This window comes from Lonsdalea britannica (assembly GCF_946477055.1).
GTDB classification, from domain to species: Bacteria; Pseudomonadota; Gammaproteobacteria; order Enterobacterales; family Enterobacteriaceae; genus Lonsdalea; species Lonsdalea britannica_A.
Genome location: NZ_CAMKXG010000104.1, coordinates 1 through 11339, shown reverse-complemented (window position 1 = coordinate 11339; position 11339 = coordinate 1). Strand labels below are relative to the sequence as shown.

The 11339-nt window shown below is 54.9% G+C and carries 12 protein-coding genes; 3 read left to right on the top strand and 9 right to left on the bottom strand.

The window, feature by feature from the left end; translation table 11 throughout:
- Window positions 1-309: 309 nt before the first annotated feature.
- On the bottom strand, window positions 310-1086 hold the full coding sequence (pdeH, locus tag Q7O77_RS08975) for a cyclic-guanylate-specific phosphodiesterase (RefSeq protein ID WP_304165966.1): 777 nt from the start codon (window positions 1084-1086) through the stop codon (window positions 310-312).
- Window positions 1087-1551: 465 nt separating this feature from the next.
- On the opposite strand from pdeH, the gene Q7O77_RS08970 reads away from it, so the two are divergent.
- The 3 genes from Q7O77_RS08970 to Q7O77_RS08960 all read left to right on the top strand — a co-directional run bounded on the left by Q7O77_RS08970 (window position 1552) and on the right by Q7O77_RS08960 (window position 3817).
- Window positions 1552-2559: an ABC transporter substrate-binding protein gene (locus Q7O77_RS08970; RefSeq protein ID WP_304165969.1), complete on the top strand. Its 1008-nt coding sequence runs from the start codon at window positions 1552-1554 to the stop codon at window positions 2557-2559.
- Window positions 2556-3305 carry a substrate-binding domain-containing protein gene (locus Q7O77_RS08965; RefSeq protein ID WP_304165963.1) on the top strand — a complete coding sequence of 250 codons (750 nt, stop codon included), beginning with the start codon at window positions 2556-2558 and terminating at the stop codon, window positions 3303-3305. Before Q7O77_RS08970 ends, Q7O77_RS08965 begins: the two co-directional genes overlap by 4 nt.
- A 251-nt stretch (window positions 3306-3556) precedes the next feature.
- Window positions 3557-3817 (top strand): YfhL family 4Fe-4S dicluster ferredoxin, encoded by a 261-nt coding sequence (locus tag Q7O77_RS08960; protein WP_085653198.1) that lies wholly within the window; start codon window positions 3557-3559, stop codon window positions 3815-3817.
- A 5-nt stretch (window positions 3818-3822) separates the two neighbouring features.
- Here the strand turns inward: Q7O77_RS08960 and acpS are convergent, their stop codons facing one another.
- The 8 genes from acpS to Q7O77_RS08920 all read right to left on the bottom strand — a co-directional run.
- Window positions 3823-4203 carry a holo-ACP synthase gene (gene acpS / locus Q7O77_RS08955; RefSeq protein ID WP_085653196.1) on the bottom strand — a complete coding sequence of 127 codons (381 nt, stop codon included), beginning with the start codon at window positions 4201-4203 and terminating at the stop codon, window positions 3823-3825.
- Window positions 4203-4934: a pyridoxine 5'-phosphate synthase gene (pdxJ, locus tag Q7O77_RS08950; protein ID WP_304165956.1), complete on the bottom strand. Its 732-nt coding sequence runs from the start codon at window positions 4932-4934 to the stop codon at window positions 4203-4205. Before pdxJ ends, acpS begins: the two co-directional genes overlap by 1 nt.
- A gap of 75 nt (window positions 4935-5009) precedes the next feature.
- Window positions 5010-5744 (bottom strand): DNA repair protein RecO, encoded by a 735-nt coding sequence (recO, locus tag Q7O77_RS08945; protein ID WP_304165954.1) that lies wholly within the window; start codon window positions 5742-5744, stop codon window positions 5010-5012.
- Window positions 5745-5756: 12 nt separating this feature from the next.
- Entirely contained in the window at window positions 5757-6662 is a 906-nt protein-coding gene (gene era, locus Q7O77_RS08940) for a GTPase Era (RefSeq protein ID WP_026741424.1), read from the bottom strand.
- Window positions 6659-7339, bottom strand: coding sequence for a ribonuclease III (gene rnc / locus Q7O77_RS08935; RefSeq protein ID WP_026741425.1), 681 nt, complete (start codon window positions 7337-7339; stop codon window positions 6659-6661). Before rnc ends, era begins: the two co-directional genes overlap by 4 nt.
- Window positions 7340-7516: 177 nt before the next feature.
- A complete protein-coding gene (gene lepB, locus Q7O77_RS08930; protein ID WP_304165947.1) occupies window positions 7517-8485 on the bottom strand; it encodes a signal peptidase I in 969 nt (322 codons plus the stop codon).
- Between the two features lie 16 nt (window positions 8486-8501).
- Window positions 8502-10301, bottom strand: a complete 1800-nt coding sequence (gene lepA, locus Q7O77_RS08925; protein ID WP_304165944.1) for a translation elongation factor 4 — start codon at window positions 10299-10301, stop codon at window positions 8502-8504.
- 394 nt (window positions 10302-10695) lie between these two features.
- A partial coding sequence (locus tag Q7O77_RS08920) for a MucB/RseB C-terminal domain-containing protein (RefSeq protein WP_304165941.1) occupies window positions 10696-11339 on the bottom strand: 644 nt, incomplete at its 5' end.

Genomic DNA, 11339 nt, shown 5'->3' with positions numbered 1-11339 from the left:
GTTAAAAACTTATTTTTTGCAGGTGATCGTACGGGAGACGGACACCAATGCACAGGGTGATCATCATTAACACATACCATCATTAGGTATAAAATTAACACAGATGACTACAGTTAACAAAAACTGAAGAATTAAACTTCATCAGTTTTAATTTTCTTAATCAAATGCTTTGTTTTGGTTATCACAGCTCTGCACGCCCTGTCGTTCCGAATAGCCCTATATTTGAGGCTATTCGATTCATCGTATTGCTATACGTGAAATTAAAAGAAAAGGGAACTCCATAAAAAGATAGGAATGACGGTAGTGACGTTAGAATTCGAGTTTTAATGACTCGAAATATTCAAATGACTGGGGACGAGAAAGGAAATAGCCTTGTGCAGCCGTGGCATTGGACTCTTTGACCATCCCCCACTCGTTTTCCGTTTCCACACCTTCAACGACGATGTAATTACAGTAACGGGTCATGAGAGTGATCAGCAGGTGAAAGATTTGGCGTCCTTCTTCGGTTTGCTGAAGCATGACGAACAGCTCTCGGGCGACTTTGATGCAATCGTGCCGCACCATCAACAACGAGGAAAAGTTGGCTACGCCGCAGCCGAAATCATCCAGCCATAGCCGGCTAGCTTCGGGCAACGCGTTCAGCAGTTCTTTAGGCAAACCTTCCTGACACTCCACCAGCTCAAAACGCAACCAAGGCATACTGGCAATCAGCTTTTTTGCCTGCAGATTTTTCTGCAATGCCATCAGCACCGGTCCGTCAATATTAACGGACGCCAGCAGGTCGTCCCGAACAAAACGGTCATGCAGTCGACGCAGGAGCTGCATCTGCTCGATGACGATTTTCAGGCGCATGCCGACATCGATACGAGCAAAGTAGACTTCGGGGGAAAGCGCTTGATGGGGGATGGTCGGATGGGAAATCGCTGTTAATAGCTCAACGCCCAGCAATCGTCCGGATGTTCGATAAATCGGCTGGAAAGTGTATTTACGGCGGCAACTGAGCAAAAAATCAACGTCATCTTTTGTCTCCGGCCCACTAGCGGGTGGAATAGGCCCAAACTGATTAAGCTGACTGATTTGCTGCACTCTATAAATTCCGCCGTTAGACATACGCTGAATGACTAAAATAATCCCACAGCTCCTGAAAACAGCCCTGACCGCGATGAAAGTAACTTCGGGGGCAGTTAACGTAATGTGGGCTACATTACGATGTAAACGTGACGGACACATTGCTGTGTTGCGAATTTGACCAGTTTATCAAAGGGCTGTGGAATCGTAATTTTTAGCACTTTATGATAAAGACTAATTCACACACCGCCTAGAGGCTCAATCCCGAGAGTAAGCGATGATTTTGTGCTGTACTCCACCGGATGCTATGGGCAGTAAAATGCCGCCCCTCGAACAAGGCTGATTTTTGATTATTTCCCATACAACCAGTCAGTTAGCATCGACTACTCTTTTCGCGCACGCGGTATAATACAGCACATGATGAGCAGGGATATAATAATGATAAAAATAATTAACACATTCACGATTAGTCTACTTCTCGCAATGCTATCCGCAGGGGCTCAGGCCCAACGGGTCATCATCGACCAACTGAATCGACAGGTCACGCTTCCCGACAAGGTCCAACGCGTCGTCGTTTTACAACATCAAACGCTTAACCTGCTGGTCGAACTGAATGCGACCGATAAAATCGTCGGGATTCAATACGATTGGGAACAACAGTTGGGCCATCACTATGCACGGCTGGTTCCGCAGCTTATCGGCAAAGCCAAAGTGGGCGACCTGACGCACGTCAATCTGGAAAGTCTTGCTGCGCTCCATCCGCAGGTTGTCTTTGTCACCCACTATGCGCCGCAGGAGATGATCGATCAGATTAGCCAGCTCGGTATCGCCGTCGTCGCCATTTCCCTTCGTCACGATGTTCCCGGTCAGGAAAGAGAGCTGAATCCGAAGATGGCGAATGAAGAGCAGGCCTATGACCAAGGGCTGAAAGAGGGGATTCGACTCATCGGCGATATTGTGGACCGCTCGCCTCAAGCCACCATGCTGATTGAAAAGGCCTTCCGTCAGCGGCAACTTGTCAGTGAACGCTTACAACACCTGCCGGAAGCGCAACGCGTACGCGCCTACATGGCGAATCCGGAACTCACGACCTACGGCTCCGGAAAATATACCGGTTTGATGATGAAGCATGCAGGCGCGTTAAACGTCGCCGCCGCCACGGTGAAGGGCTACAAGCAGGTGTCGATGGAGCAGGTCATCACCTGGAATCCACAGGTGATTTTTGTCCAGGATCGCTATCCGCAGGTTGTCGAACAGATTCAGACTCAGCCCGAGTGGCAGCCGATTGACGCCGTCAAACAGCACCGAGTTTATCTCATGCCCGACTACACTAAAGCGTGGGGTTACCCAATGCCGGAAGCTATTGGTCTTGGCGAACTGTGGATGGCGAAAAAGTTGTACCCTGAGATGTTCAGTGATATCGATACTCGTCGGTTGGCGGAAGAGTGGTATCAGACCTTTTATCGCACTCACTACACGGGCGCAGAATGAGCCAGCGACCGTTGCAACTTCTGGCGGCGGGCAGCCTTCGCGGAGTTTGGCCAGCACTGATGGCGGCGTTCGAAGCCAAGACGGGACTGAAGACGCAAACTGCTTTTGGCCCAGCGGGCTTATTACGTCAGCGGATTGAACAAGGGGAACCCTGCGACCTGTTCGCCTCCGCCAACCGCCACCACACCACCGCGCTGGTGATGGGTGGACTCGCCCTTTCAGCGACGCCACTGGCCGTCAACCGTCTTTGCCTGACGGCATCGGCCTCCGCCGCGGCCCGCTCTCAAGACTGGCTCACGCTGCTGCTCGATCCTGAGTTACGGCTGGCGACGTCAACGCCCGGCAGCGATCCCTCCGGCGACTACGCCTGGCAATTGTTTGAACAGATAGAGAGACACTGCCCCGGAGCCGCCGCTGAATTACAGGCCAAGGCGCTCATGCTGGTCGGAGGCCCGACCAGCACGCCGGTACCGGAAGGACACATGGCCGCCGCCTGGACCCTACAAAGTGGTCAGGCAGATCTGTTTGTCGGTTACGCCAGCTATGCCCCGCGCTTGCGACTGATCCCCGGCATTCACGTATTCTCCCTGCCCGACGACCAAAACATTCGCGCTGACTACACCTTTGCGCTCTGTCGCTCGGAGGCGCAGCCGCTGGCCGAATTTTTATCTTCAGCAGTGGCTCGCCAGCTATTGCTGGATGGCGGCTTCGAAGTGCCGGTCCTGAAGGACGAGCAGATCGGTTAACCCTGCGGGGTCTTTCATGTCAGCCCTACATCATCGTCCGTAGGGCATCCCGCGCTGTTGGGCTGATATCGCTTTTATGCTAAAGTGCGCGCCGCCGACACTGCCGCTTTCAAGAAAATACGCAACCGCCCTGTCCTCCACGGATGAGGAAACTGCGTCGAAAGTGGTGGGCTACGGCGAAGATGACTTCATCGGGTACGATGGTTGCGGACAGGCCGCGTATAGCGGCAAGAAATGGGAAAGACCTCTAAATGGCGCTGTTAATTACCAAACGATGCATCAACTGCGATATGTGCGAGCCAGAGTGCCCGAATCAGGCCATATCGATGGGGATGGAGACGTACGAAATCGATTCTGAGCGCTGTACGGAGTGCGTTGGTCACTACGACACCCCAACCTGCCAGAAAGTGTGCCCGATCGATAACACCATCATTACCGATCCGGCCCATGTGGAAGATCAGGAACGGCTGTGGGAAAAATTCGTCCAACTACACCACGCCGACCAACTCTAAGCCCATCAGCTTTCCACGATGACGGTGGCGCACGCATAGCGCCGCTCGTCTGCGAGTGAGACGTGCACATGCTGCACGCCCAGTTCCTGCGCAAATTCCGCCGCTCGACCAAGAAAACGCAGGCATGGCTTGCCCAAATCGTTGTTGAACACCTCGAATTGGGCGAAGGCTAATCCCTGACGAATCCCCGTGCCAAACGCTTTCGACGCCGCTTCCTTCACCGCGAAGCGTTTTGCCAGAAAGCGAATCGGCTGTTGATGTTCCTGGTAAATCGCCCATTCGGCGTCGCTCAAAATGCGGCGCGCGAGACGATCGCCCGAACGTTCAACGGCCGCTTCGATACGGGCGATTTCGACGATGTCAGTGCCGAGTCCCAGAACCGCCATTAACGACGCGCTTCCTGCATCAAGGATTTCATGTCAGCGACAGCCGCCGGTAATCCGCTCATTACAGCGCGTCCAATGATCGAGTGACCAATGTTTAGCTCGTGCATTTCCGGCAGCGCAGCGATGGGCTGGACGTTATGGTAAGTCAGGCCGTGACCGGCATTCACGCGGATCCCTTTTGCTGCGGCATAGGTCGCGGCGTCACGGATACGTTCGAACTCATGCTGGCGCGCTTCGTCGCCCTCGGCATCCGCATACGCGCCGGTATGCAGTTCGATGTAGGGCGCTTCGCAGGCGACAGCCGCATCGATTTGCGCCCGGTCGGGATCGATAAACAAAGAGACGTTAATTCCGGCAGCGTTCAGCTTCTTCACGGCATCCTGCATTTTGTCCAGCTGTCCGGCGACGTCCAGACCGCCCTCCGTCGTCACTTCCTGCCGTTTTTCCGGCACCAGGCAGCAGAAATGAGGCCGCAGTTCGCAGGCAATAGAAACCATTTCGTCCGTGACCGCCATCTCCAGGTTCATCCGCGTCTGGATGGTTTGGCGCAGCAGACGCACATCGCGATCGGTAATGTGGCGACGGTCTTCGCGCAGATGCACGGTAATGCCGTCCGCCCCCGCCTGTTCTGCGATAAAAGCGGCCTGAACCGGGTCGGGATACGCCGTTCCCCGGGCGTTACGCAACGTAGCGATATGATCGATATTTACACCTAACAACAGCTCAGCCATGATCCATCCTTAACTTTCTATCTCATCAATAGCGCCAGTTTACACCGCCGCCAATCCTGTTTGGTACTCCCGACGTCACTCTTCTTGCGGCGGAGCTGGCTTGGGCGGTTTGATCACAAACTGTCGGAACAGCTCGCGGCTCTTGAGCGGTTTACCGCCGAGGTAGGGTTTGAGCGCCATGCGAGTGAACCGTTTGGCGGCGCGCAACGTGTCCGCATCGGGGAACTCCCGAGCCGCCAAGGCGCGAAGTTCGTGACCGGTGAAACTGAGGCGATCCACCACCAGACTGGCGATAAATCCTTTTTCTTCCCGGTAGCGATAAGTCATGTCGTCCGCGACGCTTTCGCCGCTGCCGGCGCAGTGCAGAAAGTCGACGCCGTAGCCCAGATGCCCCAGCAGCGCCAGCTCGAAGCGACGCAGCGCCGGTTCAGGCGAGCCGTCGAGCGCAGCCAACTGTTGCAGACAGTGCAGGTAATCAAAGAAGAGCGCGGAGAAGTTGGTTTCGAACTCGAGAACTCGAGTAAGCAGTTCGTTAACGTACAGACCGCTGTAGAGCGTGCTGCCGCTGATGGGAAGAGCCAGAGACACCGGCTCGGCATTGCGAAGCGTTTTGACATCGCCCCGGCCGCTCCAGCGTACCAGCAGCGGCGTAAACGGCTGCAGGCATCCTTTCAGACTGGAACGGCGTGCCCGGGCGCCTTTTGCCAACATCCGGACACGGCCCTGATTCTCCGTGAACAGATCCAGCAGCAGGCTGGTTTCACTATAAGGGCGCCCATGCAAGACAAATGCGCGCTGCCAGCCTTCCATAGGCGGGGCCCCTTAGAGGTCGTCGATATAACCCAGACTGCGCAGCGCACGTTCGTCGTCCGCCCAGCCGGATTTCACTTTAACCCACAGTTCCAGATGCACTTTAGCCTCGAACATCTGTTCCATGTCCTGACGGGCTTCGATGCCGATGGTTTTGATCTTGGAGCCTTTATTGCCGATCACCATTTTCTTCTGGCCTTCACGCTCGACCAGAATCAAACCGTTGATATCGTACCCGCCGCGTTCGTTCGCGACAAAGCGCTCGATTTCCACGGTGACCGAGTACGGCAGCTCTTCGCCCAGAAAACGCATCAGCTTCTCACGGATGATCTCGGAGGCCATGAAGCGCTGAGAACGGTCGGTGATGTAATCTTCCGGGAAGTGGTGCTCCGCCTGCGGCAGATGTTTACGGACGATGCTGGCAATCGTGTCGACATTCATGCCTTTCTCGGCGCTCATCGGCACGACATCCAGAAACTTCATCTTCTGACTAATCATCTGAATGTGCGGCAGCAGTTTGCTTTTGTCCGTGACGTTATCGACTTTGTTGATAGCCAGCAGCACGGGATGTTTCTGATCGCGCAGCTTGTTGACCACCATTTCGTCGTCTTCGGTCCAGTGCGTGCCTTCGACAACAAAAATGACCAGTTCGACGTCGCCGATAGAACTGCTGGCGGCGCGGTTCATCAACCGGTTAATCGCACGTTTTTCTTCGATATGCAGCCCAGGGGTGTCCACGTAGATCGCCTGATAAGGCCCTTCGGTGTGGATGCCCATGATACGGTGGCGCGTCGTCTGCGGTTTACGGGAGGTAATCGATACCTTCTGACCCAGCAGCTGGTTCAGCAATGTGGATTTACCGACATTCGGTCGGCCTACAATCGCGACAAAGCCGCAGTAATTCTGTTCTTCGCTCATTCAAGCTCCAGCTGTATTAACGCCTGTTCTGCCGCAGCCTGCTCGGCTTTACGACGGCTCGACCCCGTGCCGACCACCGGTTCGCTAAACCCGCTGACCAGACAGTGTATGGTGAACTCTTGATCGTGCGCTTCACCACGCACCTGCACTACCAGATAGGTAGGCAGCGGTAAATGCCGTCCCTGCAGAAACTCCTGCAGCCGGGTTTTGGGATCTTTTTGCTTGTCGCCGGGGCTGATTTCATTCAGGCGGCTCTGATACCACTCGAGGATCAGCTTCTCGACCATCTGGATATCGCTATCCAGGAAAATGCCGCCGATCAGCGCTTCGACCGTATCCGCCAGAATGGACTCACGACGGAAACCGCCGCTTTTCAACTCTCCCGGCCCCAGACGAAGACATTCGCCCAGTTCGAACTCGCGTGCGATCTCTGCCAGCGTATTGCCGCGCACCAGCGTGGCGCGCATCCGGCTCATGTCCCCTTCATCAACGCGGGGGAAACGGTGATAGAGCGCATTGGCGATCACAAAGCTCAGGATGGAGTCCCCAAGGAATTCCAGCCGTTCATTGTGTTTACTGCTGGCGCTACGATGCGTAAGTGCCTGCAGTAGAAGATCATATTGTCGGAAAGTATAGCCCAGTTTTTTTTGTAAACGATTTATGAGAATGGGGTTCATGTGTTACCAATATCAATCGTGCTTTTTAACCACAGCATACGGAACAGCCCTGCTGAACTCTTATAGTGCCAAAACTGTTTCGTTTGCACTGGCTCCCGCGAGGGAGCCTGCGTTTATTTATGTCGAAAATATTCTACAACGGAAGGCGCAAAGATACCGCGTGTTTATTACGTTGTATTAGTGAATACCGCCAATACGGCTCAGGCGTACGCCAGTAGGCCATTGGCCTTCCTGTTTTTCAAAGCTCATCCAGATTGCCGTGGCTTTACCGACCAGATTTCTCTCCGGCACAAAGCCCCAGTAACGGCTGTCTGCGCTGTTGTCACGGTTATCGCCCATCATGAAGTAGCTGCCGGCCGGCACAACCCATGTGCTCAACGGCTGATGAGGCTGGTGATAGTACAGGCTCAGCTGATCCTGCGCGATCGGAACCGTCAGAATATCGTGCGTGACGTCGCCCAAGGTTTCTTTGCGCGTCGTCAGACGAATGCCGTTTGCCTGCTCGCCCGTCGGGACCTGATAAAAACCGTTACTGCTTTCACCGCCCATCCCATTAAAGGTCTGGACGAAGTCGCTCGGCTGCACATTGCTATAGGTGACGGCCAACGCTTTATCGCAATCAGAAGACTGTGAACAGGCAGGCTGGATCGTCACCTGCTTGGCGACAGGATCGTAGCTCACGCGATCGCCCGGCAGACCCACAACGCGTTTGATGTAGTCCAGACTCGGATTTTCCGGGTATTTAAAGACGGCGATATCGCCACGTTTAGGATGTCCGGTTTCCATCAGCGTCGTCTGGGTAATCGGATCTTTGATGCCGTAGGCAAACTTTTCCACCAGGATAAAATCGCCGATCAGCAGCGTCGGCATCATTGAACCCGACGGGATCTGAAACGGTTCGTAGATGAACGAACGCACCACCAGCACCACCGCAAGAACGGGGAATACCGAGGCGCAAGTCTCAATCCAGCCCGGCTGTTTGATGCTGCTGGAGAGCGTCTGTTCTCCAGCCGTACCGTCCGACTGCTGGCTTGAATGAGCCAGTCTGGCGCGCCGTGCGGGCGCCCATTTGAAACGGTCCAGACACCACACGACGCCGGTAACCAGCGTGGCGAGCGTCAGAATCAAGGCAAACATATTGGCCATGCCAACTCCTATGAAATTATTTACTGTCCTTGCCCACGTGCAGAATGGCCAAAAACGCTTCCTGCGGCAGCTCAACGTTGCCGACCTGTTTCATTCGTTTCTTACCGTCTTTCTGCTTCTGCAACAGCTTTTTCTTACGGCTCACATCGCCGCCATAGCATTTGGCCAGCACGTTTTTACGCAGCTGCTTGACGGTGGAACGCGCGATAATGTGGTTGCCGATCGCCGCCTGAATCGCAATATCGAACTGCTGACGCGGGATAAGCTCTTTCATTTTTTCCACGAGATCGCGACCGCGATACGGCGCATTGTCATTGTGCGTAATCAACGCCAACGCATCGACGCGCTCGCCGTTAATCAGGACGTCGACGCGCACCATGTTGGAAGCCTGGAACCGCTTGAAATTGTAGTCCAGCGACGCATAACCGCGAGAGGTGGATTTCAGGCGGTCAAAGAAGTCCAGCACCACTTCCGCCATCGGAATGTCGTACGTCAATGCCACCTGATTGCCGTGGTACACCATGTTGGTCTGCACGCCGCGTTTTTCCACGCACAGCGTGATGACGTTGCCCAGAAACTCCTGCGGCATCAGCATGTGACACTCAGCGATAGGCTCACGCAGCTCCGCGATATTGTTAATCGCCGGCAGCTTGGATGGGCTATCCACGTAGATCACTTCACCGGCCGTGGTTTCAACTTCGTATACAACCGTCGGCGCCGTGGTGATCAGATCCAGATCGTATTCACGCTCCAGACGCTCCTGAATGATCTCCATGTGCAGCAGACCCAGGAAGCCACAGCGGAAGCCGAAGCCCAGCGCCGTTGAGCTTTCCGGCTCATAAAACAGGGAAGCATCGTTCAGGCTGAGTTTGCCCAGCGCATCGCGGAACGACTCGTAGTCATCGGAGCTGACGGGGAACAGACCCGCATAAACCTGAGGTTTCACTTTCTTGAAGCCCGGCAGCGCTTTCTCCGCCGGTTTACGCGCCAGCGTCAGCGTATCGCCGACCGGTGCGCCCAGAATGTCTTTAATCGCGCAGACCAGCCAGCCCACTTCGCCACAGTTCAGCGTATCGCGATCGACACGTTTCGGGGTAAAAATACCCAGACGCTCGGCGTTGTAGACCTGACCGGTGGTCATGACTTTGATCTTGTCGCCCTTGCGCAGGGAGCCGTTTTTAATACGGATCAGAGACACCACGCCCAGATAGTTATCGAACCAGGAGTCGATGATCAACGCCTGCAGCGGCGCTTCCGGGTCACCTACCGGCGCGGGGATATCACGCACCAGTCGCTCGAGGATGTCGGGTACGCCGACACCGGTTTTCGCCGAGCAACGCACAGCGTCCGTCGCATCAATCCCGACAATATCTTCGATTTCCTGAGCCACACGATCCGGATCGGCCGCAGGGAGGTCAATCTTGTTCAGGACCGGCACGACTTCCAGATCCATTTCGATCGCCGTATAACAGTTAGCCAGCGTCTGCGCCTCTACGCCCTGCCCCGCATCCACCACCAGCAGCGCGCCTTCACAGGCGGCCAGAGAGCGGGAAACTTCATACGAGAAGTCGACGTGTCCCGGGGTGTCGATGAAATTCAGCTGATAGGTTTGGCCGTCGGTGGCCTTATAATCCAGCGTGACGCTTTGTGCTTTGATGGTGATCCCGCGCTCGCGCTCGAGGTCCATAGAATCCAGAACCTGCGCAGCCATTTCACGCTCGGTTAAACCACCACAAATTTGAATGATGCGGTCAGAAAGCGTCGACTTACCGTGGTCGATATGGGCAATGATGGAAAAATTTCGTATGTGCTTCATTATTAAAGTTTTTCTACCTTGGTATTTCTGAAGTCTTGCCGATCGGCATGCGCATTAGCCGACAACGCTGACCGTTGTCATAGGCCCGAATCGCAGCATTCTACATGCCATACGGGGGAAAACCTAGTCATGGGCCGTCGATTAAGATGGTTTATCATCACGGAGTCTCCCTATTCGCCTTGCGTAAGAAAGCCGGTTGCTGTGCGCCATGAGCAGCGGGAGAGGATGCCTGAAAAAGACGGGGGTCACCTCTTCGCTCACGGGCCATACAGGCCGGGATATAAGGAAGCGAGTCTTGCTACGGGAAATCAAGGTCGGCGCCTCGATAAGACGATTGATCCGACCTGACATCCAGCATAGTTCATACCATGCCAAGGCCCTTATCCGATAACGGTCAGGGGTTCTTAAAGGTCACGCTGTCAGCAATACGTTTGGCCGTGGCCAATGGCAATTCGCCAATCACGGTGATTTCGTGTTTGTCGCGCACGACGGAGTGGATCATCCGCCGTCCGAGCAACGCGTTTTGGTCCGGGTGGGTATCGCCAACCGGGCTCACATTCACAGAAAAGCTGAATAAGCCGTCGCTGTAGAGGCGAGATTCCACCGGCACGCCTCCGCTCGGCAGCGGTCGCTGGCTACGCGAGATCTCTTCAACGCCGCTCGGCAGCCACTGCGTCGACCACGTGAAATCGGCCGATGCCGCCGTGGGCACGCTCAGCAGCGGCGGTAGGCTCATGCGATCCAGATTTTTCATCTCTGACTGCACCGAACCGTCCACCGTCATGGACAAAACGCGATACTGCTCCAGCAGTTCGCCATTTTGGTCCAGCAAATCGACGCGTAGCGGCAGCCTTGACGTCGCATCCAGACAAATCACATAGCTAAAGCGCGTGCCGTCTCGTGAAACGATACGTACGACGTCGCTCTGACGATCGGCAAGACGAATACGCCCGGTGGGAATAAAGTCGTAATAAGCGGACAGACGAGAGAAATTAGCGTAAATCAACGCAGGCAGCGCATCGACCATGTGATCGCCGG

Excerpts from the sequence above, each read along its gene's own strand:
- Q7O77_RS08970 (WP_304165969.1), top strand. The coding sequence starts at position 1,552 with ATGCTATCCGCAGGGGCTCAGGCCCAACGGGTCATCATCGACCAACTG.
- Q7O77_RS08965 (WP_304165963.1), top strand. The coding sequence starts at position 2,556 with ATGAGCCAGCGACCGTTGCAACTTCTGGCGGCGGGCAGCCTTCGCGGA.
- Q7O77_RS08960 (WP_085653198.1), top strand. The coding sequence starts at position 3,557 with ATGGCGCTGTTAATTACCAAACGATGCATCAACTGCGATATGTGCGAG.
- acpS (WP_085653196.1), bottom strand. The coding sequence starts at position 4,203 with ATGGCGGTTCTGGGACTCGGCACTGACATCGTCGAAATCGCCCGTATC.
- pdxJ (WP_304165956.1), bottom strand. The coding sequence starts at position 4,934 with ATGGCTGAGCTGTTGTTAGGTGTAAATATCGATCATATCGCTACGTTG.
- recO (WP_304165954.1), bottom strand. The coding sequence starts at position 5,744 with ATGGAAGGCTGGCAGCGCGCATTTGTCTTGCATGGGCGCCCTTATAGT.
- era (WP_026741424.1), bottom strand. The coding sequence starts at position 6,662 with ATGAGCGAAGAACAGAATTACTGCGGCTTTGTCGCGATTGTAGGCCGA.
- rnc (WP_026741425.1), bottom strand. The coding sequence starts at position 7,339 with ATGAACCCCATTCTCATAAATCGTTTACAAAAAAAACTGGGCTATACT.
- lepB (WP_304165947.1), bottom strand. The coding sequence starts at position 8,485 with ATGGCCAATATGTTTGCCTTGATTCTGACGCTCGCCACGCTGGTTACC.
- lepA (WP_304165944.1), bottom strand. The coding sequence starts at position 10,301 with ATGAAGCACATACGAAATTTTTCCATCATTGCCCATATCGACCACGGT.